34 protein-coding genes are annotated in these 20,711 nt (G+C 68.2%); 9 read left to right on the forward strand and 25 right to left on the reverse strand.

Translation table 11 applies throughout. The annotated features are described in order from the left end of the window. Position 1 precedes the first annotated feature (1 nt). Positions 2 to 322 (reverse strand): hypothetical protein, encoded by a 321-nt coding sequence (locus QSK25_RS42440; protein ID WP_285647067.1) that lies wholly within the window; start codon positions 320 to 322, stop codon positions 2 to 4. Here QSK25_RS42440 and QSK25_RS42445 point away from each other — a divergent pair. From QSK25_RS42445 to QSK25_RS42475, 7 genes are all read left to right on the forward strand, one after another. Continuing rightward, on the forward strand, positions 306 to 599 hold the full coding sequence (locus QSK25_RS42445) for a hypothetical protein (RefSeq protein ID WP_285647068.1): 294 nt from the start codon (positions 306 to 308) through the stop codon (positions 597 to 599). The two genes, QSK25_RS42440 and QSK25_RS42445, sit on opposite strands and share 17 nt — an antisense overlap. Beyond that, a complete protein-coding gene (locus tag QSK25_RS42450; protein ID WP_285647069.1) occupies positions 599 to 1,597 on the forward strand; it encodes a C40 family peptidase in 999 nt (332 codons plus the stop codon). Before QSK25_RS42445 ends, QSK25_RS42450 begins: the two co-directional genes overlap by 1 nt. After that, positions 1,594 to 2,370 carry a hypothetical protein gene (locus tag QSK25_RS42455; protein WP_285647070.1) on the forward strand — a complete coding sequence of 259 codons (777 nt, stop codon included), beginning with the start codon at positions 1,594 to 1,596 and terminating at the stop codon, positions 2,368 to 2,370. Before QSK25_RS42450 ends, QSK25_RS42455 begins: the two co-directional genes overlap by 4 nt. 61 nt (positions 2,371 to 2,431) lie before the next feature. Further along, positions 2,432 to 2,842 (forward strand): hypothetical protein, encoded by a 411-nt coding sequence (locus QSK25_RS42460; RefSeq protein ID WP_285647071.1) that lies wholly within the window; start codon positions 2,432 to 2,434, stop codon positions 2,840 to 2,842. A gap of 186 nt (positions 2,843 to 3,028) precedes the next feature. Next, positions 3,029 to 3,664, forward strand: a complete 636-nt coding sequence (locus tag QSK25_RS42465) for an RNA polymerase sigma factor (RefSeq protein WP_285647072.1) — start codon at positions 3,029 to 3,031, stop codon at positions 3,662 to 3,664. 931 nt (positions 3,665 to 4,595) lie between these two features. Next, complete coding sequence (locus QSK25_RS42470; RefSeq protein ID WP_285647073.1) at positions 4,596 to 4,796, forward strand: hypothetical protein; 201 nt, start codon at positions 4,596 to 4,598, stop codon at positions 4,794 to 4,796. Between the two features lie 148 nt (positions 4,797 to 4,944). After that, positions 4,945 to 5,331 (forward strand): hypothetical protein, encoded by a 387-nt coding sequence (locus QSK25_RS42475; protein ID WP_285647074.1) that lies wholly within the window; start codon positions 4,945 to 4,947, stop codon positions 5,329 to 5,331. A 163-nt stretch (positions 5,332 to 5,494) separates the two neighbouring features. On the opposite strand, the gene QSK25_RS42480 is transcribed toward QSK25_RS42475, so the two are convergent. From QSK25_RS42480 to QSK25_RS42495, 4 genes are all read right to left on the reverse strand, one after another. Beyond that, complete coding sequence (locus tag QSK25_RS42480) at positions 5,495 to 5,674, reverse strand: hypothetical protein (protein WP_285647075.1); 180 nt, start codon at positions 5,672 to 5,674, stop codon at positions 5,495 to 5,497. Continuing rightward, complete coding sequence (locus QSK25_RS42485) at positions 5,671 to 6,117, reverse strand: hypothetical protein (RefSeq protein ID WP_285647076.1); 447 nt, start codon at positions 6,115 to 6,117, stop codon at positions 5,671 to 5,673. Before QSK25_RS42485 ends, QSK25_RS42480 begins: the two co-directional genes overlap by 4 nt. Before the next feature lie 29 nt (positions 6,118 to 6,146). After that, positions 6,147 to 7,352, reverse strand: a complete 1,206-nt coding sequence (locus QSK25_RS42490; protein WP_285647077.1) for an NUDIX domain-containing protein — start codon at positions 7,350 to 7,352, stop codon at positions 6,147 to 6,149. A 77-nt stretch (positions 7,353 to 7,429) separates the two neighbouring features. After that, the gene (locus QSK25_RS42495; RefSeq protein WP_285647079.1) at positions 7,430 to 7,999 is read right to left on the reverse strand and encodes a hypothetical protein; all 570 of its coding nucleotides are present in this window, start codon (positions 7,997 to 7,999) and stop codon (positions 7,430 to 7,432) included. Between the two features lie 163 nt (positions 8,000 to 8,162). Here QSK25_RS42495 and QSK25_RS42500 point away from each other — a divergent pair, with 163 nt between their 5' ends. Further along, positions 8,163 to 8,615, forward strand: a complete 453-nt coding sequence (locus QSK25_RS42500; protein WP_285647081.1) for a hypothetical protein — start codon at positions 8,163 to 8,165, stop codon at positions 8,613 to 8,615. A gap of 30 nt (positions 8,616 to 8,645) precedes the next feature. On the opposite strand, the gene QSK25_RS42505 is transcribed toward QSK25_RS42500, so the two are convergent. Both QSK25_RS42505 and QSK25_RS42510 read right to left on the reverse strand, forming a co-directional pair. Continuing rightward, positions 8,646 to 9,056, reverse strand: coding sequence for a hypothetical protein (locus QSK25_RS42505; RefSeq protein ID WP_285647083.1), 411 nt, complete (start codon positions 9,054 to 9,056; stop codon positions 8,646 to 8,648). Between the two features lie 13 nt (positions 9,057 to 9,069). Beyond that, the gene (locus tag QSK25_RS42510; RefSeq protein WP_285647085.1) at positions 9,070 to 9,681 is read right to left on the reverse strand and encodes a hypothetical protein; all 612 of its coding nucleotides are present in this window, start codon (positions 9,679 to 9,681) and stop codon (positions 9,070 to 9,072) included. Between the two features lie 190 nt (positions 9,682 to 9,871). On the opposite strand from QSK25_RS42510, the gene QSK25_RS42515 reads away from it, so the two are divergent. Next, positions 9,872 to 10,300 carry a hypothetical protein gene (locus tag QSK25_RS42515; protein ID WP_285647086.1) on the forward strand — a complete coding sequence of 143 codons (429 nt, stop codon included), beginning with the start codon at positions 9,872 to 9,874 and terminating at the stop codon, positions 10,298 to 10,300. Positions 10,301 to 10,345: 45 nt separating this feature from the next. Here the strand turns inward: QSK25_RS42515 and QSK25_RS42520 are convergent, their stop codons facing one another. From QSK25_RS42520 to QSK25_RS42605, 18 genes are all read right to left on the reverse strand, one after another. After that, complete coding sequence (locus QSK25_RS42520) at positions 10,346 to 10,852, reverse strand: nucleoside 2-deoxyribosyltransferase domain-containing protein (protein WP_285647087.1); 507 nt, start codon at positions 10,850 to 10,852, stop codon at positions 10,346 to 10,348. Further along, positions 10,849 to 11,250: an HIT family protein gene (locus QSK25_RS42525; protein ID WP_285647088.1), complete on the reverse strand. Its 402-nt coding sequence runs from the start codon at positions 11,248 to 11,250 to the stop codon at positions 10,849 to 10,851. Before QSK25_RS42525 ends, QSK25_RS42520 begins: the two co-directional genes overlap by 4 nt. A gap of 185 nt (positions 11,251 to 11,435) precedes the next feature. Further along, complete coding sequence (locus QSK25_RS42530) at positions 11,436 to 12,041, reverse strand: hypothetical protein (protein WP_285647089.1); 606 nt, start codon at positions 12,039 to 12,041, stop codon at positions 11,436 to 11,438. Between the two features lie 2 nt (positions 12,042 to 12,043). Beyond that, the gene (locus tag QSK25_RS42535) at positions 12,044 to 12,472 is read right to left on the reverse strand and encodes a hypothetical protein (RefSeq protein WP_285647090.1); all 429 of its coding nucleotides are present in this window, start codon (positions 12,470 to 12,472) and stop codon (positions 12,044 to 12,046) included. Positions 12,473 to 12,543: 71 nt separating this feature from the next. Continuing rightward, positions 12,544 to 12,984, reverse strand: a complete 441-nt coding sequence (locus QSK25_RS42540) for a hypothetical protein (protein ID WP_285647091.1) — start codon at positions 12,982 to 12,984, stop codon at positions 12,544 to 12,546. A 39-nt stretch (positions 12,985 to 13,023) separates the two neighbouring features. Further along, the gene (locus tag QSK25_RS42545; RefSeq protein ID WP_285647092.1) at positions 13,024 to 13,863 is read right to left on the reverse strand and encodes a hypothetical protein; all 840 of its coding nucleotides are present in this window, start codon (positions 13,861 to 13,863) and stop codon (positions 13,024 to 13,026) included. Further along, positions 13,848 to 14,066 carry a hypothetical protein gene (locus tag QSK25_RS42550; RefSeq protein ID WP_285647094.1) on the reverse strand — a complete coding sequence of 73 codons (219 nt, stop codon included), beginning with the start codon at positions 14,064 to 14,066 and terminating at the stop codon, positions 13,848 to 13,850. The genes QSK25_RS42545 and QSK25_RS42550 overlap by 16 nt, the downstream gene beginning before the upstream one ends. After that, complete coding sequence (locus QSK25_RS42555; RefSeq protein WP_285647095.1) at positions 14,059 to 14,373, reverse strand: hypothetical protein; 315 nt, start codon at positions 14,371 to 14,373, stop codon at positions 14,059 to 14,061. Before QSK25_RS42555 ends, QSK25_RS42550 begins: the two co-directional genes overlap by 8 nt. Positions 14,374 to 14,484: 111 nt before the next feature. Continuing rightward, positions 14,485 to 15,084 (reverse strand): helix-turn-helix domain-containing protein, encoded by a 600-nt coding sequence (locus QSK25_RS42560; protein ID WP_285647096.1) that lies wholly within the window; start codon positions 15,082 to 15,084, stop codon positions 14,485 to 14,487. Beyond that, the gene (locus tag QSK25_RS42565; RefSeq protein ID WP_285647097.1) at positions 15,081 to 15,359 is read right to left on the reverse strand and encodes a hypothetical protein; all 279 of its coding nucleotides are present in this window, start codon (positions 15,357 to 15,359) and stop codon (positions 15,081 to 15,083) included. The genes QSK25_RS42560 and QSK25_RS42565 overlap by 4 nt, the downstream gene beginning before the upstream one ends. Before the next feature lie 184 nt (positions 15,360 to 15,543). Continuing rightward, a complete protein-coding gene (locus QSK25_RS42570; protein ID WP_285647099.1) occupies positions 15,544 to 15,993 on the reverse strand; it encodes a hypothetical protein in 450 nt (149 codons plus the stop codon). A 306-nt stretch (positions 15,994 to 16,299) separates the two neighbouring features. Next, the gene (locus QSK25_RS42575) at positions 16,300 to 16,764 is read right to left on the reverse strand and encodes a hypothetical protein (protein ID WP_285647100.1); all 465 of its coding nucleotides are present in this window, start codon (positions 16,762 to 16,764) and stop codon (positions 16,300 to 16,302) included. Positions 16,765 to 16,812: 48 nt separating this feature from the next. Further along, positions 16,813 to 17,058 carry a hypothetical protein gene (locus QSK25_RS42580; protein WP_285647101.1) on the reverse strand — a complete coding sequence of 82 codons (246 nt, stop codon included), beginning with the start codon at positions 17,056 to 17,058 and terminating at the stop codon, positions 16,813 to 16,815. A 70-nt stretch (positions 17,059 to 17,128) separates the two neighbouring features. Continuing rightward, positions 17,129 to 17,596 (reverse strand): hypothetical protein, encoded by a 468-nt coding sequence (locus QSK25_RS42585; protein ID WP_285647102.1) that lies wholly within the window; start codon positions 17,594 to 17,596, stop codon positions 17,129 to 17,131. Between the two features lie 153 nt (positions 17,597 to 17,749). Beyond that, positions 17,750 to 18,658 carry a hypothetical protein gene (locus QSK25_RS42590; protein WP_285647104.1) on the reverse strand — a complete coding sequence of 303 codons (909 nt, stop codon included), beginning with the start codon at positions 18,656 to 18,658 and terminating at the stop codon, positions 17,750 to 17,752. Positions 18,659 to 18,861: 203 nt separating this feature from the next. Continuing rightward, positions 18,862 to 19,143: a hypothetical protein gene (locus QSK25_RS42595; RefSeq protein ID WP_285647106.1), complete on the reverse strand. Its 282-nt coding sequence runs from the start codon at positions 19,141 to 19,143 to the stop codon at positions 18,862 to 18,864. Positions 19,144 to 19,302: 159 nt separating this feature from the next. After that, on the reverse strand, positions 19,303 to 20,046 hold the full coding sequence (locus QSK25_RS42600; protein ID WP_285647108.1) for a hypothetical protein: 744 nt from the start codon (positions 20,044 to 20,046) through the stop codon (positions 19,303 to 19,305). A 292-nt stretch (positions 20,047 to 20,338) separates the two neighbouring features. Next, the gene (locus QSK25_RS42605) at positions 20,339 to 20,596 is read right to left on the reverse strand and encodes a hypothetical protein (protein ID WP_285647110.1); all 258 of its coding nucleotides are present in this window, start codon (positions 20,594 to 20,596) and stop codon (positions 20,339 to 20,341) included. Between the last annotated feature and the right edge of the window lie 115 nt (positions 20,597 to 20,711).

Here is a 20,711-nt window from a genome sequence, read left to right on the forward strand (position 1 = left end):
TCTACAGGAGGTTCTGGGGGTGGCCGATCCGGTCACGCAAGAACTTCGCCATGGCGCTGCTGGCTCTGGCCGCGGTGACGATCGTTGTGACCACGGTCAGGTCGGCGGTGACGACGCCGGCCTCGTCGTCGACGAGCGTCGCGCCGTCGACCAGCAGCACGACGGTGCCGAGCTCGTCGACGTCGACACCGTCGTCGAGCTCCTCGAGCTCGTCGGCGCGGGCGAGCAGCACCGTGCCCAGTGCGCCCGGTGTGCCGCCGGTGGCCTCGACGCCTCCGGCGGACCCGACCGCGCAGGCTCTGGCGATGGCGGACAAGTTCATGCGGGCCTGGGTGACGCATCCGTCCGGGATGACGAGTGATGCCTGGGCGGCGCAGATGAAGGACTTCGCGCAGCCCGAGCTGATGGACCGGCTGAAGTCGGTCGATCCGGCGAACATCCGCGCGAGCGCGGTCGTGGCCGCGCCGGTGCTGGTCGACAAGACCGACGCCGTGGTGACCGCGGACGTGAAGACCGACAAGGACACGGTCCGGGTGATCGTGCTCAAGCAGTCTGACGGGACGTGGCGCGTCCGGTCCTATGACCAGGCAGGCACCTGATGCGGCCGCTCACGCTGACCGTGCTCGGTGCGGGCACGGCGGTCACAGCGATGGTCGCCGTCATGGTGCTGTCGCCTTCCGCCGTGCCGTGGCCGCGGGCGAACGCGAGCGAGATCTGCCAGTCCGCGGTGGGTCCGTGGACCGGCGGTAGTCAGGACCAGGGCCGAAACGATGCCGCGCGGCTCAACGAGGAGCAGCGCGGCATCGTCACCGCGATCATCGGGATCGGCAAGCAGCGCCAGGTGCCGGCGCTGGGATGGCAGGTCGCGATCCAGGCGGGCATGACCGAGAGCGGCTTGAGGAACCTGGACCACGGTGACCTCGACAGCGTGGGCATCTTCCAGATGCGCACCTCGATGGGCTGGGGCACGCCGGAGCAGTTGCAGGACGTCGACTACCAGATCAACAAGTTCTTCGACGTGCTGCTCGCGATTCCCGACTGGACGACGATGCGGCCGGGTGACGCCGCGCAGAGGGTGGAGCGCTCGGCCTACCCGGACCGCTACCACCGGTGGGAACCGATGGCCGTGTTCCTGGTCGGCGAGCTCGGAGGCGTGGTCGACCCGAGCGGCTGCGGTGGTGCTGGAGGCCTGCCTGGGCCCAACAGCGAAGCCGCGGCGAAGGCGATCGCGTTCGCCCGGGAGCAGATCGGCGACATGTACCTGTGGGGCGGCAACGGCCCGGACCGCTGGGACTGCTCCGGTCTGCTGGTCGCGGCCTACCGCGAGGCCGGCATCCTGCTGCCGCGCGTGGCCGATCAGCAGTACCACGCGGGCAAGCACGTGCCGGTCGGCCAGGCCGAGCCCGGCGACCTGGTGTTCTGGAGCGCGGACCCGAACGACCCGCGCGGGATTCACCACGTCGCCATGTACCTGGGCGCCGGCCAGGTCATCCAGGCCCCGTACGACGGGCAGCCGGTCCAGATCTCCGCGATCGACGACCCGAAGCTGGTCAAGGCCTCCGAGCTGGTGCCGATGGCCACCCGTCCGGGGACGTGACCGACATGCTCACCCTGTCGAAGGTCGCACCAAAACCGCAGGTCGCGCTACCGTTGCTCCCTTGGATCATCGAAGCGCAACCAGGATCAGGTGTGACCAGCAACGAACGAGCTGACCTTGAGTGGTGGCAGCAGGCACCGCCGGTACTGATGCCAGTGCCGGCGGTCGAGGCTGGCCCGCTGAAGGGCAAGCGCGTAGTCGTGGTCGACGCGGACCGCGGGCTGTGGCTCTATGAGCAGCGCGCGGTCACCGAGCCGCACGTGCGCAACGGCGTGCCGGTCATCGGCGTCCTCGACGAGGCGGCCTACTACCTGAGCCAGGACGAGCCGGACGCCGTCGTGGTGCCGCGGTCGCAGCCGCTGGACACGTTATGGGTCGAAAAGCCCGTCGACGTCGGCAACACCAGCCCGATTCCGCCTGCTCAGGACGACCTGGCCAAGAGCGCACGCACGAAGAGCCTGGTTGTCGACCTCGACCGTCCGCCGGTGAGATGGCTGCGGTTCGCACCACACGAGCTCGAGGTGACCGGCGCGCGGGCCTGGGTGCTCACCCGGGACGGCTACGAGTTCGGCGTCCGGGTGCTGGGCGAGCCACGCAGGCACAAGTTCGAAGGCGCGATCGACTGGTCCAAGGGCATCGAGTCCCTGGACAAGCCGGCCGTTGGCACAGCGGTGCCAGTGTGCTCGGAAATCCGCTGGTACCGGTGGCGCCGGACCGGCGAGGCACCACAGCAGGTGGAGTGGTACCCCACCGAGTTCGTCTGGCTGGAATGACCAAGGGGATTCGATGACCTACCCGACTTCAACTCCGATTCCGCAGCACTCCGGCCCGCCCATGTCTGCGCGTCCAGTGCACGACTACCTGACCTCCGCGCGCCGTCCCGGCGTGAGTGCGGACGGCGGGTACGTGGTGCTGCCGCGCGCGGTGATCGAGCAGATGCCGCTGCCGGTTCAACAGCAGCTGGCGCACGTGTTGCACCAGGTTCACCAGATCGCCGCGTCGGCGCCGTGGCCCATCTACCGGGTGCAGTCGTGCCGCTGGGCGCGGCTCAACGAGCTCGACGAGGCCGGTCTGCAGGAGGCCGGCATCATCGCGGAGCTGGACCTGGACGGCGTGCTGGTGCACCGCAACCTGAACAGCGGCGTCACGCTGTCTGACTCCGACCTTGAGCAGCAGGTCCTGGTCACCCAGGACGACCCGCTGATGCCCGTTCGCCAGCAGCAGCCGCCTGCACCAGTTCGGTAGTTCGTTCCTCCAGTAGATCCGGGTGTGCCCGCCACAGCGCTGCCGTGGCGGGCACACGTGTAAGCACCACAACCCTGCACCTGTGACCCGCATCACTTCTTTCGTGATCATGGTGAGTTCCGGGTCCGGCCACCTCGTTACTACCTCGTTCCATCCTTTTTCGTTCATGACTAAGGAGTTCGGGCCGTGGCCGGGAACGGATCGTGTGACGACGGCTGCCCTGACCGCCCCTGCCACCATGAGGTCGGCGCGGACAGCCGCAGTGATTCCGAAGCCCCCCAGCCCGAGGGCGCAGACGAAATGCAGGGATTCTCTTTTCCGGTATGCACTCAGCACCCGCTTGCAGAGTGCGAAAAAGAGATCAAGAAAAAGACCAGGCTTCTGGTCTACCATGCTTTCTCACGTGGAAACGACTGGCATCTTTCGGAAGACTTCGCCCAGGATGTAACAATCCGGGTCGCGAAGGCAAACAAGACGATGTGTGAAGTCAATTCCACGTTCTGCATGATCGCGCTTAATCGGGTGATTATCGAGTATTGGAGGAAGAAACATGACGTAATTACAGACGATCCGACAGGTGGCGGCACAGAGTTGGTCTACGAGGCGGTCGGTCCGCCTTGGCTGGAGTCGCTCACAACAGCAACGAGTGAAGCGCTGAAGTCGCTTCCCGATCGTCAGCGACAAGTGTTCATTGCGAGACACCTGGACGGCAAGACCGCCGAACAGGTAAGCGAAGAGCTAAAGCTCTCCGTCCGAACAGTGCACAACTACACATCGCTGGCATTGCGAACACTAGAGTCGTTGCTGGGAGACGTGATTTAAGAGGAGCGAATGCATGAGCGTGAATCAGCGAACTCGCAGTCACGCCGTCAGCTCCAACCCGCAGGATGAGGACGAACTGCACGCAGGATTCTGGACTGGGATGTTCAAGCTTTTTTGCACATTCCGAATTCAGGCTCCTGTCGTGCAGTCCTGCGTGACAGTCCTCGCCGTGCAGTGGGCGGGCACCATGTTCTGCGCTGGTGCCCACCTGCCCAGAAGCGGGTACTCCTTCTTTACCAGCGACTGCGGTCGCAGGAAAGAGGCAGGAGATTCGCCATCCGCAGAGTGGGTGCACATTGAACTCCATGAAGTTCGGAGTAAAGCGTCCTTCGGGGACGCTGAAAGTGCACGACGGACGGCAGAGCTGTACGAACTGCTAGACCAAGACGATGTAGCCGCGAAGTGGTGGCACGAAGCGGCACGACTCGGAGATCCTGACGCTATCGACTATGTAAACCACATCCTCAGCTGGTAGTCGGTAGACAGCTTGGCCACGACAGGAATTCCAGAGCCAAGAACAAAAAAGAGTGGAACACGCTAGTAAGTAGTGAAGCGCGATACACCCTTCGCGGGTCCGCGCATACACGCCGCCTGAGTGAGCGGCGTTTCACCCATTCCGCGAGCAGCCCCAAGCCAGGAGTTTGCTCACATAGTTGACGTGGAGAAGAGGTGACGTGGAGATGAGCACGAAATAACGGGTAGGGTAGGGTAATCAACTACCTGCCATGGCGTAAATCGCGCTCGGCTACCCAGCGTCCAGTCCGCAGGGAGAAGCTGCGAACGGATTATGGGAGCGAAACGAGCGCGGGGGGCGAAGCGGGGATGAGGGTTGCCGCCCTCATCCCCGCGTGGCAGTGAGTTTTGCAAGTCCCATCTCGTTCTCTTGTCAGAGACAGACGATCATCGGTCTGTAAGTGACAGGAGTCGTTCGATGTGGGCATGGTTTTTTCTCGGTTACGCGGGGTTCCTCGCAGTCCTGGTCGGCTACGCGGTGCACATCGCGCTGTCGTGCCCGGACTCGGACCGCCGCAAGGACGCCTACCGCGTCCTCAAGCTGATCTGGGTGACGGCCACCGGGAGCAGCGGCGTGGTCATGCTCGGCATCCAGCTGCACACCCTGGGCCTGCTCTAAGCACACTTCGATCCGTCCGGCCCGCGGGACGCGCTGACGCGCCTGCCCGGAGGCCGAAGGTGCGGCCCGGTACGCGGGCCGCACAAGACGTTCGAGTTCGCGGACCTGAACCGCAGGCACTCGACAACCGTCGTTACTCTTCGCGCTTATGCGTAAGCAGAAAGTTGCTGTCGTCCTAGTCGGCTTGGTGGTGCTGTCCGGCTGCTCGATGACAGTGGAGGAGAAGTACCAGCACCTGCGCGATGTCGCTAACAAAGGCGCGGACGCGCACTTCGTGCTGGTCAACGAGAACAAGCAGACGACCGAGGACGTGTGCACCGAGCACTACAAGGTGTTCGTTCCTGACGGCGCGCCCTTGGAAGACGGGACGAGCAGGGCGAACAACACCAAGGAGTGGGACGCGCTGTCGCTGGACTACTTCGTGGACAGCTGCGTCAAGGGCGAGCCGCGGGTGATCCAGAGCAGGTCGTCCTCCCCGTCCACGGTTCCGTCCAGCATGACCAGCGCGCCAGCCTCACCGGCTGCCGGACCCTGACACTCCAGGGCACTGCAAAAACCAGCGGTAGTCTTTCGACCAGCGCACGAGCAGAACGACCCGGTCGGCGGCCGAGAGGCTGTTTCCCTTGCGGAAGAACGTTCTGCGGCTGTGCAGAAGGGGTTGCACCCGCGTGCCGTGCGGGTGCAACCCCTTCGTCGTGTCAGCGCTTGGTGTTCAGGCGCCAGATCAACACCACGACGAGCATGAGCGCGGTCGTGGTCAGCACCCTCGAGGTGGTGCTGAACTCGTCGGTGGTCCACGAGATGGCGCAGAGCGCGGTGGCCAGGATCGCGCACAGCATGGCCGCGCCGCGGCGCCGCCGGAACGCAGGCGCGGTCATGAGCCCGTGCTCGTGGGCGGGCCGCTCTCGTCATCGAGGGTGCGATCCGGGAGCAGGCCACCGGCGCCGAACAGCGGCTTTCCCCATGCGCGGCAGATCTCGTCGGCGCGGGTCAGCCACTCTCGCCGGGTGTTGATGCCTTCCGTTGGCGTGCCCCAGATTTCGGCGATTTCGTCGGCGCGCAGCGGCCGGTCCCAGTCGTCAACGCCGATCTGGTCGGGCTGCGGGGCGCGGTCGAGCAGCTTCAGCGCGGCCTCGCGGTCTTCGGGCACCGGGCAGGGCTGGCCGGGGAAGCGCGGCCGTGGCGCGAAGATGGCCGCGATCCTGCGCTGCAGGTCGTCGTCCTCGGCTTCGGACGCGCGGACGTGCTGGCCGTAGCGTCCGCCGCGCTGGAGGTCGGCCTGGGCGGGATGGGGGCGGGCGGGACGTGGTTCGTCGGACATCAGGTTCCCTTCCACGATGGGGGCGGGGCTCAGCGGGTGGGCATGATCCCGTCGATCGGGCGTGCGCCGTCCGCGAGGGTCAGCAGCTGCCGGTGGCCGGGAGAGAGGGTGCCGCCGGCGGCCTCGATCTCGCGGGCGAGGGTGTCGGTGTCGGCGAACGGCCACCAGCGGCTTTCGATCGCGTCGTCCTGGCCGACGCTGTCGAGCTCGTCGTCGACCTCGAACTGGTGCGCCGTGGTGCATACCCAGGAGTGGTCGGTGGCGCGGTGGTCGGCGACGTAGAGCGCTTGCACGGCAACGGGTTTGGTGTCTTCGTCCAAAACGACCCGGGTTTCCTCGCGCAGTTCGCGCAGGACGGCCGTGTGTGGGTTCTCGCCGTCGTCGACCATGCCGCCGGGGGTGGCCCACCAGCCGTTGTCACCGCGCCGGATCAGCAGCACCTTGCGCGCGTCGCCGTGTCCGGTCGTGACGATCGCGTCCACGGCCTCGTTCTCGTCCCACTTGGGCAGGTTGCGGCCGATGCGTCCGGTCCGGCCGGCGGGGTTGCGCGGCCAGCGGCGCTCGTCGACCTCGAACGGGATGAGCGCCGTCCGCGCGCGACGGGTCATGTTCGGCACGTCGTTCGGAGTTTCGTAGGGCTCGGCTTTTCCCTGCTCCGCCAGCTCTTTGAGGTTCTGCCCCAGGTACCGGTCCGGGGTGATGTCCACCGGAATGTAGCCGGGCAGCGGGGCCGCCCAGGAGCGCGCGGCCGCCGGCACGGGGGCGCCGGGGTGGTCCTCCGGGCCGCGCTTGCCGGTGGCCCACAGCTCAGCAGGGTTGGGTGCCGCCTTGCACACCGCGTCGCGGCGGGTCTGGGCGGTGGCGCGCGGGATGCCCAGGACCGTGGCCAGCTGGCCGTAGGAGGCGCCTTCGCCCGCGTAGCCACGGAGGGTGGCGTGCAGGACTCCCTCGAGGAAGGCTTGCAGCTTCGTAGTGTCGGACAGGACCCAGGTGTGCCAGATGGGTGCGCTGGAGACTGGCCGGTCCTTCATGCTGCCGGAGCTGCGGATCTCCTCCAGCGTCACGTCCGGATCGTGGCCGGTGCGCAGCGCCGCGAGGGCCACCAGGACGGTGTCCACCGCCTCCGCGATCGTGTAAGCGTCCGGGCCGAGCGCGTCGGCCTGGTCGGGGGTCAAGCTCATCACCAGGTCCAGCCCGCCGCGTTTGGTGCCCTCGCCCGTGTAGTCCCGCAGCATCCCGCCACCCTTCGTTGTATGGGATTGAATACAGCAACTGTATCTATGTCCATACAAGATGAGCAAGTGTCGCCGTGTCACGGGTACCGAACGTGCATCGTCTGGCCACCTGGATGGGTGAGCAGGACCGACAAGGTGCGTTGGCCGGCGGGCCACCGTGCGACGGCCGTGCTCGCGCGCAGCTCGCCCAACACCCTGGAGGCGGGGACGGAGCCGAGCAGCAGTGGGATCGTGGACGGCGTCATCAGCGACCTCGTGGCAGGTACCGGCGCCCACAGCTGCCGCACGGGCGCGATCAGCCCGCGGGCGCGCAGGAACAGCGTCTCGTCGACTGCGGTGTGCACCTCGGCCTGCGAGCCGAGCGCGGCCTGCAGGAGCTCGCGCGAGGGAACCGGCTTGCCCGCGGCCGCCAGCTCGACTTCGGCGAGCAGCAGGTCACCGGCGCGCAGGTGGGCGAGCAGCTGCCCGGCGGCGAACAGCTGGCCATCGGTCCACTCGCCGTCCCGGGGCCACCCGAGCACGTCGACCAGTGGCGATGCGGCGTTGGCGCGCAGCCACTCGGCTACGTCGTCGAGCCGCGCGGCGAAGGCCGGGTTCGCGCGCCATTGGCGTCCCTGGACCTCTGCCAGCTGCTCGTCAGGGCTCATGTCTGGACCGTACGGCGAACAGCGATCCGAGCTCGTCGAGCTCGTCGACGGCGTTCATTGCTTCGAGGGCATCACAATCACTGTGATTCACCCCTTCTACCTGGGAATGCTTGATTTTATGTACTAAAATCAAGCGCGTTCCGGAGACGTGCGGAGGTGTGCGATGAGCAAGACCGCGTTCCTGGAGAAAGAACGTGCGCGGATCACCGACGAGTTCGCCACGGTGGAACGTCTCGAAGGCCTCGCCGATGATCTGTCCGGCGAGCCGCTGGCCGAGCTGCAGGACATCGTCCACACGCTGCTCGGCCGGATTCCGCCTGTCCGGGTGCAGATCGCCGCCGGCTTGTTGTGCCTGGCGCAGTCGACCGTGAGCCGGTGGGCGAACGCCGGCCTGCTCGCCCAGGTCGACGTGCCGAACTCCTCTGTGGTGCACCTGGATCCGCACCACCTGCACGAGGTGATGCACCTGCTGCGGGCCGTGCGCGACAAGGGCGAGAAGAACCCGGACTTCACCAAACACCTGCGCTGGGCCCTGCAGGACCGTCAGCTCGCGCAGAGCCACGCCGTGACGCAGGGCCTGGCCGAGCTCGACCGTGGTGAGTACGTCGACCTGTAGCCGTCCTGCCGCGCGACGTCGCACGGCTCGTCAGGGCTTTGTCGCGCGCGGAATGGCGTCGGTGTTGGTGCGGCTCCATCCCTTCGCCAGTGGGCCGCCGTTGCGCTGGTTCCGCGGCACGAACCCCGCCCGTTCGGGGTATAGGCGCTCGATCGGTACCGGTTCCGGTGCGCGCCTGCGGGCGGGAGTTCGGCGCTGCTGGCCAGGTTCCGGTTTGGGTTCGCCTGAGCGGGCGCGGTGCATCGTCGCGATCGGCCTGCCCAGCTTCAGCTTTGCCGCCCCAGGCTTGGACTCCACCCGGCGGCACGGCTGACCGGCGACCGAGTAGCACACCGGGCATTGCTTGTCGTTGCGCTGCAAGGGAGGCCTGCGGGGGATCCGCACGATCGACCCGCCCATCGAGGTACCGGTGTGGCCCTTCTTGCCTCGTGATCTCGGCATCGCTGCTCTCCCGTCAGGATCCGGAGTTGGTCTGCCGGAGCTGGGTGACCGCGGACGGGTCGAGCTCGGCGCGGATCGTCAGCTCGGCCGCGAGCTCCGGAGGCGCGCCGTAGAGCGCGCACACCTGGGCGGCCGCGCCGTCGAGCACCTCCTGCAGCGTCGGTGCGATCACGGCGTCGGAGTGGCTGGGCCAGCTGCCGGCGAACGAGCCGTCCGACCAGCTGACCAGCAGCCGGAACTCGACGATGGTCAGCGTCTTCCAGTTGAAGGACTTGGCCATTTCCACAGCAGGCGCGCTGGGGTGTTCGGCGCTGACGGTCCGGCTGTCGATCCAGGCCTCGACCTGGGCGAGGTCGTCCGCGACGGTGTCGGAGTCGGTGACGTGGTCGTGGCAGTAGAACTGGCCCTGCGCGGTCACGTGCAGCACCAGCAGGCCTTCGCTGAACAACCCAAAGCTCCACGTCGGCCCGCCGCCGTGCAGGTCGAAGTGCCAGCCGTGGCGGCCGGAGAGCAGGGTGCCCAACTCCCGCCACCGGTCGAGCAGCTGCCAGCCGCCGCCGAACTGGCTACAGGTGGTCTCGTAGTCGGCGTCGAAGCCGACGCGGATGTGGTCCCAAGGACGCATGCGGAAAGCGTAGGCACGCGGGCGCCGCCCCCATGCCTCCGCCGCGTCCCGGTAACCCGTTAGTGGACTACTTCCCTTACTCGTACAGGTCTTCGTCGTCGACCGCGAGGAAAACGTCGAAGTCGCAACAGATTCCGGCCCCGCGCGCCCTGCTGATCTTCGGCGCCAGAGGTGCTGGCAGGCTGTCGCGATGGCTGTTCAGGTGCGAGCGAGCACGAGCGCGAGCCGGACGATCGCGTCGTTGCGCGGCAAGGACAAGACCGCGTACGAGCAGTGGCTCGCCCGGCTCAAGACGCAGGGCTGCGCGGCGATGAAGTACCGGCTCGCCGGCGAACGCCTCAACCACCTGTGCGTCAGCCACCTGCACGGCACCATGCGCGCGGTGGTGAGGTTTGAGTCCGCGACGCGGGCGGCGATCGTTGCGATCGGCCCGCACGACCGCAAGTCCCCCAACGACATCTACACGCTGCTCTACGCCGCGCTCGGCACCGAGGACCCCGACGACGACCGCACCAAGCCGGACTGCTGCGACAGCAGCGGCCTGCCGCCGATCTGGCAGGAGGCCGTCGACGTCGTCGACCAGGTCGACGCCATCGCGCGCCGGCAACGCCGCCGCTGACAAGCTCCCTGGTCGACGCCCGACGGCGCAGCCGCGCCCCGGCGGTCAGCTCGCCAACACCGGGCGCGGTGCGCGGGCCGCGGCGGTGACGAGCTCGAGCACGGCCTCGACGGTGCCGGGCAACGTCGTGCGCACGGGCACGCCCTCCTGACCGGCGACGAAGACCAGGTACCGGTTGCGCTCCGGGTTCGGGCAGGTCTTCGGGACTCCCAGCACGACCCGGCGGCCGCGGCCGACGTCGAAGCCGAACTCGACGTTCGTCGTGTAACCGGGCAGCGTGATGATGTCGCGCGGAATCCAGTAGAGAACGACCGTGGCGCGGGCCCGTGCCACGCACTCCCAGCCGACCTGGTCCTCGTAACGGTCCGCGCGCACACCGCCGCGGGACTCCGGGGTCAACACGGTCAGCGAGCCTGTCGACTGCGCGCGGAGCTCGTCGACCGCCGCCGGCCGCCACGACTCGACCCCGGACCCGGCGTGTGCGGACGGACCCGCGAGGAACACCGCTGGACCTTCGGGGATGGGCTCGCGCGCCCACACGACGCTGATCACGCCGCCTCCTGCAGCGGCTGCGGCCACGGCATGAGCAGCCGGTCACCCAGCCGCCTGCGCAGCACGTGCTTGTGGAGGTGCGGGACGGTCTGCCCGCCGACCGGGCCGACGTTGTAGATCAGGTTCGCGTCGGTCCAGCCGAGCTCGGCTGCCAGCTGGGCGCCGCGGGTGGACACCATGCCGGTGATCACCGGGTCCTCGATCGCCGTGGCGACGTGCACGCGCGGGAGGACGAGGACGTGGTCGCCACGCTCGCCGACGCCTCCGCGCGGCAGGATTGCGAGGGCGTCGGCCCACTCCCGCACGATCGTGGCCGGGAGCTCGCCGGCGACGATGCCGCAGAAAGGGCAGTCAGCGCGGGCGTCCGGCTCGATGGAGCGCGTGGTCGTCGTGGTCATGTCACAACGGTGCGGTGCGCGGCACCGGCCTAGGTAGGTGTTGCCCGTTGACCTCCTCGAAGGTCAACGGGAGATGTTCGTCGTGATGACGGCTGGCTGATTCCTCGATGACCGCCTCGCTCAACCACCGCGGCCCCGCCCAAACTCACGTCGGGCGGGGCCGCGGTGTGTCGCGCTGGACCGTCTCAGGTGGTGGCTTCCGAGATCCACCGATCGAGCGTGGGGCGTGAGATGGCGGCCGCGCTGGCGATGTCGCGTTTCTGCTGGCCCTGCTTCCAGGCTGCGACGGCGAGGAACTTGAGCTGAGGAGCGGCGTCGGCGAGGTGGTGCAGCGCGGCGCGGCCGCACAGCTCGATCCACGCGGTGCGCAGCAGGACCGGGTCGGTGCCGGAAACGACGCGCACGAGGTGACCGCAGGCAGCCATGTACTCCGGGCCGGTCTTGCGCAGGCACGTCGCGAGTTCGCGGTACGGCGACCGGTCGGTGGTGGTGACGAGAGCGAGCTGGCGGGCGATCTTGAGCCTGTCGTTGAGCGGCATGGGCCACGACAGGGCGCGTGCCGCGGCACGGACGTCGGCGGCGTACTCCTCGTCGGCTCCCTCGGCGAGGTAGCCAGCGGCCAGTGCGGCCGCGACGACCAACTCGCTGTCGCGCCGGTCGTCGGTATCGAACCTGTTGCCAACGGCGTGGTGGGCTGCTTTGACGGTGTACCCGCTCAGCTCGTCGGCCATGGCGGAGCCGGCGGCCAGCAGCCACGTGCGGGCATGCTCGTGGTATTCGCGCATCGTCACGGCTACCGCCCCCCGGCGGCGATGAGGATGTCGAGCTCGTCGGGGCGGTCCTCCTGCTCGCGGTCCACCGCGGCGAGGATCGCGAGCTCGTCGGCGAGTGCGAGCTGCGGGCGGTCGGGGCGGTCGAAGCTGCGCAGCGCCACGAGCTGGCTGGCGAGGCGGCGGGCGGCACCGGGATGCTGCTCGACGGTCAGGGCGTCGGTGATCGCCGTCAGCTCGACCTGCACTTCGCGTTCGGTGGCGCGCTGGTCGGCCCACCGCCGGGACCAATGGACCCATGCGTTGTCGGGCAGGGGGCCGCAGCAGCGGTGCTCGGGGTCGTAGATCCGCTCGACGAGCCGACCGTCGAGGTCGAACCACATCCTCCAGCCGGGTGCGTTCGCGTTGATGGCCCGCGTCATGCGTCGCGCTGCTGTCGTCACCGTAGTCATGTAAATAAAGTTACACAGGAAGTGCCTGCATGTAAAGTTCGTTACTTGCATGCCGTGGTCTCGGGATTGCTTCAGGTAGAGGCGAGAGAACTGCTCGCGGCAAGAATCGCGGCGAGCACCGCGACGTCGCGGAACTGGTCGAACGGGTCGTCGCCGAAGGTGGATCCGCCGACCACGATCACGTCAGGGCCGCCAATGCGTGAGGCGTCGACAACGAACTTCCCGTCCTCGTCCATCCGCTCGAGGACGTACCGCGCGCCGCTCCTCGCGGCCACGCGAATCGCCTCGACGGCACTGGGACGTTCGGCAAGCTCGTCGATGATGTCGGGCTCTTCGTCCGCGATCTGCGCGACGACGTGCTCGGTGAACTCGACGTCGTCGCCGAAGTTTCCCTGGTAGCTGGCGTGGTATGCGGCTGTAGCCAGGGATCGCGCGTCTGCGTTGTCGATCGCGGCGTAGTACTCGCGTTCGGTGAGTCTCGGCAGTGCGGTGGCGACCAGGTCGGCGCCCATAACGGTTCCTCTCGATGAAGTCGTTGGTGGAGCTGACTATCAGCTGCGCGGCAGTCCGAGGACGTGGTCCAGGGCGTCGAGGGTGCGCAGGGGGCCGTGCCAGCTCCGTACGTGCTGGGCGGGTTCGCGGGGCAGGCCCCAGGCGTAGATCGTGACGTGGTTGGTGGGCGACTGCAGGGTGATCGACCGGCCGGGCCGGTGCAGGCCTGCGGGCACGGGGACGCCGGGCCAGATGGTCACGCCCTTGTCGGTGCACGGCGCGTCGCCGGTGAGCGCCCAGCCCGCGGCGATGGCGTGTTCGGCGAGCTGGTCGACGGTGAGCGGGAACGGCACGGCGTCGAGCGCACGCTGTTCGGCCAGTCCCTTCCTGATCTCGGCCGCGAGGTCGACGCGCGGGGACGTGAGCACCTGGCGCAGCTTGTCGGCGTCGACCCACCCGGTTCCGCTCCAGCTGTAGGCGATGGTGTCCGGTCCGGTGAAGAAGACGCTGACGCTTTGGTAGCCGCGCTCGAAGTCGCGCCGCCAGCCGCGCGTGCGGTCCAGCAGCGTGCCGCCGGGCGGGATGACGAGCTTGCCGTCGTTGGTCCACGGGTCCAGCTCTGTCCAGCCGTGCTCGCGCAGGTCGTCCCACACCTGCGGTGCGTGCTCGTCCTCCGGTCGCCGCTGGGCGTAGCCGCGCAGGGCGCGGCCGTGCCGGACGGTGAGCCGGTGGATCTCGTCGAGCCGTTCCACGACGCGGTCGTTGGGCGCCGGCAGGGTGACCTGCTGGTCGAGCAGGTCGGCCGTGAGGCACCGCAGCTGCTCGGCCTGGCGGTCGAGCTCCTCCTGGGCCTGTACCGCGACGTGGTCCTCGAGGGCGGTGGTCATCCTGTCCGCCAATCGCGCACCTTGGGATCGTCCGGGCAGCGCTCGATCGTCACCTGGTGCACGTCCGGGTCGGCGAGCTGCTCGGAGATCCACCTCGTCATCGCGGTGGCGCTCGCGAACGTCCTCGTCGTTCCCGTCTTCGCGACGGCTCGCGCCTCGAAGACCGGCGTCCCCGGCTCCAGGACCTCGGGAATGAGGTCGAACCTGTCAGCCACGTCCGTCACCCGCCTTGGCGGCCTGGCCCTCGATCTGGTCGATGTGCAGGTAGAGGTGGGTGTGGGCGTCGGCAGCGTTCACCTGGTGCAGCAGCTTCTGGTCGCGCAGCTCGCGGAGCGTGTTGTACGTGGTCGCGTAGCTGGCCTTGTAGCCGTTGGACTGCTGGCAGGCGCGGAAGGCCTCCATGGTGGTGAACGGCGTCGTCTGCGCCGCGGCCCACGCCGTGACGTCCGCGATCTGCGCGAGGGTCTCCGGCTTCGGCTTGCCATGCTTGCCGAACCGGGGGTGGGGGTTGGTGGTGCTCATGAGCGAGTCCTTCGGGTCGTCGTGATCTGCGGTCCGGGGTGCGAATCCCTCGCCAACACACAAAATACTAGCAGAGATACATGGACACCGTGAAGGCGGCGGCCAGCGGCACTACTCGCTTGCGGGGGCCGGCGCCTGCTCCGCGGCTTCGATGCGGGTGCGGTGCTTGAAGACGGTGTTGACGTGCACGCCCAGCCGCTGGGCGATGTCGGGGTCGCTCAGCCGCGGACCGGGTTCGTGGAGCAGTTCGCGGATGCGCTGCTCGAGCTCCTGAGATCTGCGCTGCCGGTTGCCGGTGGGGCCTTTGGGCTTCTTGAAAGCGGGCGGGTTGTCCCGGATGGCCTCGACGGTGCGCCGGTGCCACATCGGGACACCGAGCCTGTCGTCGTCACTGGGGAAGCGTCCCTGGTGGTAGGCGGACTCCCATGCGACCGGGGTCATGCCGGCGAGCTCGGCGGCTTCGAAGCGGTCCAGCAGGTCGTCCGGGGAGTCCTGGTCGGGCAGCTGCGGCACCGGCTGGCCGGCCGCGAACGCCTCGGCCTGCTCCTTGTCCCACATCTGCGGCCGGCCGTTGGTCGGCCGGTAGGTGGTGATGGGTGCGGGGTGGCCGGTCGCGTTCCAGGGCTTGCGCTTCGCGGCGACGGACGGGCTCATGTCGGCGAGCGCGGCGATCTGGAGGCGGTCGACGACGTCGCGGCCGGCGCGGATCATCGGTCACTCCCCTGCAGGTCGGTGCGAACGTCGGCCAGGACGGCGAGGCTCTCGTCGATGTTGGCCGCGCCGTCCTCGGTGCGCGCCGGCGCGAGGTAGGTGACCGGCGCGCCGTCGATCACCACGGCGAAGGGCTCGACGTGGCCGGCGCGGATCAGGTCCGCGGCCGCGTCGAGAGCCTGCCGGCGCGCGGTGGTCTCGTCGTCGGCGCCGGCGTGCGCCAGGACGCTGTCGAGCGCGGTCGCGGGGCTCAGGCGCCACTGGTGGGTAGGCATGTCCTTGCTCCTCAGAGGGTTTCCGGCGTCACTGCCGGCATGTCGGGTGCGGTCGCTGGTGATGCTGTCGTGCACTGTGATCGATCGGTGAGGGGTTCGGCGGGCGCGGTTCGGAACCTGTGGACAACTCGGGGCCTGTGGATAAGCCAGGGCGGGGGCCTCGGATGAGGCCCCCGTTTCCCGGTCACTTCTCGGGTCGGACGAGGTCACGTGCCCGTCGCCAGGCGTCCAAGGTGGACTCGTAGGCGGCCAGGTCCTTGACCACCAGGTGCAGCGCGCCCACCCGCAGTGCGAGGTGCGGCTTGTCCAGGGCGGTGCGGCCGGGAACGAGATCCGCGACCACGGCCGGGTACGCCGTCAGGCTGAGCACGCAGGTCGCCTGACTGCCGTCACCAGGCAGGCGGACCGGCCCGAAGAGCTTCGGCAGGCGGGTGCGGTGAACACCGGCCGCGCGCCACATCTGGTAGACGTGATCGACCACCAGCTCTGGCTTGTAGATCCGGTACAGCACCGGCCCGACCAGCATGGACACCACCGTGTCGTCCTCGCCGACCCGATTGATCCCCAGTCCCTCGAAGATCTGCGGTCCGGCCACCACCAACGTGGTCGAGACGATCGACGAAGTTCCCCTCATGATCAGGTACTCCCACTCTGTAGTTGTTGATCGTGATCACCAGGTCCGGGGTGCGACTCCCTCGCCCGACACATCAAATACTAGCAGAGATAGGTGTATGACGGAAGGGGTCTTGACCTCCGAATACACTGAAGTCGACTCGATTCGGGCTTCCCGGGTTGTTGTCGTGATCGGGGCCGGCACCGTGCGAACCGCCTTCGGGCGGAAGGTGTGCCGGCCCCACCGCATATCCGCGGCCTTTGGACACCGAAGTGGTCAAGCTCAAGGCACCCCCACGTTGATCTGCGACCAGGTGGGACGTTGCCGTCAGGACTGCAGATCGGCCGACTGGGAAAGCCGGTAGGCCAGCGCTGCGGCGAGCGCGTCGCGGAGTCGCTGGACCGCGTCCGGGGCCAGGTGCACGCTCTCGAACCGCTCGGCCTCCGCACGCTCGGGCAGGGTCAACGCCAGCTGGATGCCGTCCTCGTCCGGGTAGTGGCTGACCTCCAGCTCGGCCGGAGTGTCGTCGTAGTCGTCGGTGGCCTGGATGGTGACCTTGGCGTCGTCGTTCACGTCGAGCGCGTCGCGGAGTCGCTCGGTCGCATCGGGGGCCAGGTGCACGCTCTCGAACCGCTTGCGCGCGGGCAGGGTCCAGGCCAGCCCGATGCCGTTCTCCGGACCGTTCTCCTCCTCGTCCGGGCTGTGGCTGACTTCCAGCTCGGCCGGGGCGCTGTCGTAGTCGTCGATGGCCTGGATGGTGACCTTGAAGTAGTCGCTCGCTTCGCTGTCCACTGTGTCTTTTCCTTGGGGGGTAGAGGTTTCTGCGGTCAAGGCGGGTCCTTAACCGGCGTTCGGCTCCTGGTTCGCTGCAGCGGCCGATCGCGACCGCCTGCTCACGCCGGCGTTCCAGCCCTTTGCGAAACCGTCCTGCCAGTACGGGTGGTGGATCCGCGACGGGTCGGTGTACCCGTAGGCCTCCGGGTTGCGCGGGGCGGTCGCGGGATCGGTGACCGTCTTGGCCGCCGCGAGGCCGGCCTCGCGGCCTTCGGCCGAGATCTCGTTCATCAGCTGCTCGTACGTCTTCACGATCGTCCTTTCGGGGCATGTGCGGGCCGCTGCGTGAACCGGAGCGACCCGCACGTCGCACTTCGCTGGGTCAGGGGGTCGCGCTGCTCGCCTGCGCGGCGGGGGCGGGGATGTTCAGCTCCCGGTGCAGGTCGGGCACGCAGTCGAGGAAGGCGACCGTGCCGCGCCGGAGGTCGACCAGGACCGTGCTGTTGATGCCCACCTCGTCCCACTGCTCTTCGAGCGCGGTGTCGAGGTCGTCGAAGTCGACGTCGGTGATCGTGCCGTCGTCGCAGAGCACCTGGGCGGTGATGTCGAGGTAGTAGAAGAAACCGCACTGGCTCAGAGACGAGCTGAACAGCACACCTGCGGCCTGACGACCGGGCAGATCGCGGGCCAGGACCTCGCGCACAGTGTCGAGGATCAGCGCCTCGTTGCCCTCGTTCTCGATCTCGCGCAGCGTCTGCGCGAGCGTGTTCCGCAGGGTGTCGTCGAGCTGCCGCAGCGCGTGCGCGAGGGCCTCGGGGCTGGAGTTGTCGAGGGTGATGGTGTGCGTCATGGCGGCCGTTCTCCTGGTGTTGTCGTGATCGCGGGTCCGGGGTGCGACTCCCTCGCCCAACACACATAATACTAGCAGAGATAGAGATACGGACGCAAGGGGAAGCGCGCAACGGTCGTCGGTGACCGCCGCGCGCGAACTCGTTTCCCCTGGTCAGCCCTGCTGGATTTGCTGCTGGATCTCGGCGATGACGGCCTCGTGGGTACTCAGGCGGGTCGAGACGTCGAAGACGCGGCCCTTGACCAGCTCCGGCGCGAGCTTCTTGACGACCCGTGCGTGCTGCTCGGCCAGGTGCGCCTCGAGGCCGGGGCAGGTTCGCGGCAGGTCCGCCGGTTCGTCGTCGACCAGGCTGAGCAGGCAGCACAGGCACACGCCCCGCCGGTCGCGGTGCAGCACCGGGTCCATGCACCACTCGATCTTGGCGAACTCGCCGTCGTCGACGCTCCACACCGCCGCGACGCGGCGGGTCCGGTCGATCTGGTCGGGCTCGTCGTCGTTGAGGCAGGTGATCTGGTCCCAGTAGTGCGCGTGCGCGGCCGCGAGCAGGTCCGCGAACCGCTGGCCGTCGAGCCTGCCGCTCCACTGGTCGTTGGCGCAGTTCTCCAGCGTGTAGAGCATGGTCCCCAGCGCCATGGTCATCTCGTCGCCGAAGGTGGCCTGCAGGTCGACGCCGCGAGCGTCCATCAGGTGCATGGCGGCCGCGAACAGCTCGGTCAGCACGGCGCCGAACTCCTCGCCCTCCAGCTTCGCGGCCTGGCGGTAGGAGCGGACCGCGGCCTCGGCCGCCACGGCGACCGGCTGCATCCGGTGGGCGAAGTAGTGGTCGAAGACCAGCACCGCGACCAGGGCCAGGCCTGCGTGCATGGTGTTGTCGTGCTCGATGTCGGCCAGGCGGCCGGTCTCGCGGCGAGCGCGGTCGCCCAGCCACGCCATCGGGTCCAGGTCGGCCGGCGTGCGGATCTCGGGTTCCGGATCGACGGCCAGGACCCGGCGCTTGCGGCCGACCGCCTCGTCCTGACCCTGCGGCGGCTGCCGGAACGCGTTGTCGGCGAAGGTGTGCATGCGGGAACTCCCGTGTTCGATGGTGTCGTCGTGATCGCGGGTCCGGGGTGCGACTCCCTCGCCCGACACATCAAATACTAGCGGAGATAGAAGTACAGAGCAAGCGGTGACGCGTGGCGGTCACCGTGGACCGCCACGCGTGACCCTCATCTGACCTGGTCAGAACTGCCCGAACTGACCAGGGGGACGACCCGCCGACCGGGTCAGCGTCGGATCGCGTAGTACTCGGATTCCGTCGTCGTCGGCCATCCGGTGGTGTCACCGAGAACGCGGTAGTACTCCTCGCGGAACAGGTCGGGCCGCTCCAGGACGAGGTCCCAGCCGTCAGGCGTGGCCCAGTACACGCGGTCGCTGGGGTCGAGGCCGACCTGGACGCCGGCCGCGAACTCGATGATGCGCGAGCCGCGGGAGAACTCTTGGACGACAACGGCGTTCGGCTCGCTGAGCGCCACCTCGGTCATCGGCTGCGCGGTCGTGGCTTCCATTGCGTGACTCCCTTGATCCTGCCGTTGTCGTGATCGCGGACCTGGGGTGCGACTCCCTCGCCCGACACACATAATACTAGCAGAGTTAGATAGACACACGCAAGGGGGATGCGTGGCGGCCGCCAGTGGAGATCAGCGGCCGCCGCGCGATATGCCTTGTCAGCCTTGAAGAACGCCGCTGGACACGGCGGCGATGAGCGCCTCGTCGTCGGTCATCTCGTCCACCTCGTCGGCGGTGTAGGACTCGGGTAGCTCGCTGAGCAGGAGTCGGCGGGCGACGGCGGCCGGGCGCAGCGGCGAGTCCTCACGAACGCGGGTTTCGCTCTTGCCGTAGGAACCGTCGAAACCGCCCTGCAGCACCAGGTCCGCGAGCTGCCCGGCGCTGTAGTGCTCGCCGTACACGACGTAGCTCGGCACGCCCTGGTGCTCGCCGTGGCCCAGCTCGATCCCGAGTGCCTCGCAGGCCTCCGCGATCTGGGTTCCGATCGCCTTGCGGGTCCGCGTCACGGTGACGGCGTTCGAGCGGCCCAGGTCGTGAATCGACGTGGTGCGGGCGATGGTCCGGGCCTGGCGCTGCTCGCGGGTCATGGTGGGGAACATGGGCGCGGCCGCCACGCGGGCGGCGAGCTGCCGGTCGCGCTCCGCCTGCTCCGCGGCGATCCGGTCGAGGGCGGCCTGGCTATAGAGGTGGAACCAGAGGTTGCTGTGGACGTAGACGGTCCAGGTGTCGTTGCCGTTGTCGTAGAGGCGCGCGAAGTCGTACTCGCGCAGGGTCTCCAGCGCGGCCTTGAAGGTGGACTGCAGCGTCTCGCCGGTGCGCTGGTCGTAGACGGTCGTGCTGACGACGGCGGCCTCGATGGCGGCGATCTTGCGGGTGGCGGTGCGGGCGATGGTCGTCCTCATGCGGGAGCTCCCTGGTTGAGTGTGTCGTGATCGCGGGTCTGGGGTGCGAATCCCTCGCCCGACACATCAAATACTAGCAGAGTTAGAGATACGGTCGCAAGGGGAACGCTGGACGAATCAAGCGCATTTCCCGTTGCCGCTGGTCAGCGGGCCGGTAGGAGCCTGGTCAACGCCGGCGTCATGGCCTGCGAGCCTGGCCGGCGTCATGACACCGCGAGGCCGAGGGGCGATGGACAGCGCGGGCGCCGCCGCCCGCGCTGTCCACGCGGAGGCGGCGCCGACCGGGCGCCGGTCAGGTCGCGATCGCGGCCACGGCCTCGTCGAACGAGATCTTCAGGAAGTTGCCGTAGCCGCTGACGGAGTACCACATCTCCCGGTAGTCCGGGCCGGTGAAAAACACCTCGACCCGGTGGTTGTTGATGATCCGGGCCGCCGTGCGCCAGCTCGCCGGACCGTCGTACTTGCTCGCGCGGACGACCAGCTCGGCCAGCTTGAGGACGATGTCCGCGACGTTCACGTCCGTCGCGGTGGCCTGGGTAGCGGTATTCACGAGGGGCTCCCTGGGGATCGAGTGTGTCGTGATCGCGGGTCCGGGGTGCGAATCCCTCGCCCGACACATCAAATACTAGCAGAGATAGGGATACGCCCGCAAGGGAGGGTGCGCG

It is taken from the genome of Lentzea sp. NBRC 102530, assembly GCF_030269365.1.
Classification (GTDB): domain Bacteria; phylum Actinomycetota; class Actinomycetes; order Mycobacteriales; family Pseudonocardiaceae; genus Lentzea.

Coding starts and splice junctions, on each gene's coding strand:
- QSK25_RS42445 (WP_285647068.1), top strand. CDS start 306: ATGGCGGACAAGTTCATGCGGGCCTGGGTGACGCATCCGTCCGGGATG.
- QSK25_RS42440 (WP_285647067.1), bottom strand. CDS start 322: ATGAACTTGTCCGCCATCGCCAGAGCCTGCGCGGTCGGGTCCGCCGGA.
- QSK25_RS42450 (WP_285647069.1), top strand. CDS start 599: ATGCGGCCGCTCACGCTGACCGTGCTCGGTGCGGGCACGGCGGTCACA.
- QSK25_RS42460 (WP_285647071.1), top strand. CDS start 2,432: ATGTCTGCGCGTCCAGTGCACGACTACCTGACCTCCGCGCGCCGTCCC.
- QSK25_RS42470 (WP_285647073.1), top strand. CDS start 4,596: ATGTGGGCATGGTTTTTTCTCGGTTACGCGGGGTTCCTCGCAGTCCTG.
- QSK25_RS42475 (WP_285647074.1), top strand. CDS start 4,945: ATGCGTAAGCAGAAAGTTGCTGTCGTCCTAGTCGGCTTGGTGGTGCTG.
- QSK25_RS42480 (WP_285647075.1), bottom strand. CDS start 5,674: ATGACCGCGCCTGCGTTCCGGCGGCGCCGCGGCGCGGCCATGCTGTGC.
- QSK25_RS42485 (WP_285647076.1), bottom strand. CDS start 6,117: ATGTCCGACGAACCACGTCCCGCCCGCCCCCATCCCGCCCAGGCCGAC.
- QSK25_RS42490 (WP_285647077.1), bottom strand. CDS start 7,352: ATGCTGCGGGACTACACGGGCGAGGGCACCAAACGCGGCGGGCTGGAC.
- QSK25_RS42495 (WP_285647079.1), bottom strand. CDS start 7,999: ATGAGCCCTGACGAGCAGCTGGCAGAGGTCCAGGGACGCCAATGGCGC.
- QSK25_RS42500 (WP_285647081.1), top strand. CDS start 8,163: ATGAGCAAGACCGCGTTCCTGGAGAAAGAACGTGCGCGGATCACCGAC.
- QSK25_RS42505 (WP_285647083.1), bottom strand. CDS start 9,056: ATGCCGAGATCACGAGGCAAGAAGGGCCACACCGGTACCTCGATGGGC.
- QSK25_RS42510 (WP_285647085.1), bottom strand. CDS start 9,681: ATGCGTCCTTGGGACCACATCCGCGTCGGCTTCGACGCCGACTACGAG.
- QSK25_RS42515 (WP_285647086.1), top strand. CDS start 9,872: ATGGCTGTTCAGGTGCGAGCGAGCACGAGCGCGAGCCGGACGATCGCG.
- QSK25_RS42525 (WP_285647088.1), bottom strand. CDS start 11,250: ATGACCACGACGACCACGCGCTCCATCGAGCCGGACGCCCGCGCTGAC.
- QSK25_RS42535 (WP_285647090.1), bottom strand. CDS start 12,472: ATGACTACGGTGACGACAGCAGCGCGACGCATGACGCGGGCCATCAAC.
- QSK25_RS42540 (WP_285647091.1), bottom strand. CDS start 12,984: ATGGGCGCCGACCTGGTCGCCACCGCACTGCCGAGACTCACCGAACGC.
- QSK25_RS42555 (WP_285647095.1), bottom strand. CDS start 14,373: ATGAGCACCACCAACCCCCACCCCCGGTTCGGCAAGCATGGCAAGCCG.
- QSK25_RS42560 (WP_285647096.1), bottom strand. CDS start 15,084: ATGATCCGCGCCGGCCGCGACGTCGTCGACCGCCTCCAGATCGCCGCG.
- QSK25_RS42565 (WP_285647097.1), bottom strand. CDS start 15,359: ATGCCTACCCACCAGTGGCGCCTGAGCCCCGCGACCGCGCTCGACAGC.
- QSK25_RS42570 (WP_285647099.1), bottom strand. CDS start 15,993: ATGAGGGGAACTTCGTCGATCGTCTCGACCACGTTGGTGGTGGCCGGA.
- QSK25_RS42585 (WP_285647102.1), bottom strand. CDS start 17,596: ATGACGCACACCATCACCCTCGACAACTCCAGCCCCGAGGCCCTCGCG.
- QSK25_RS42590 (WP_285647104.1), bottom strand. CDS start 18,658: ATGCACACCTTCGCCGACAACGCGTTCCGGCAGCCGCCGCAGGGTCAG.
- QSK25_RS42595 (WP_285647106.1), bottom strand. CDS start 19,143: ATGGAAGCCACGACCGCGCAGCCGATGACCGAGGTGGCGCTCAGCGAG.
- QSK25_RS42600 (WP_285647108.1), bottom strand. CDS start 20,046: ATGAGGACGACCATCGCCCGCACCGCCACCCGCAAGATCGCCGCCATC.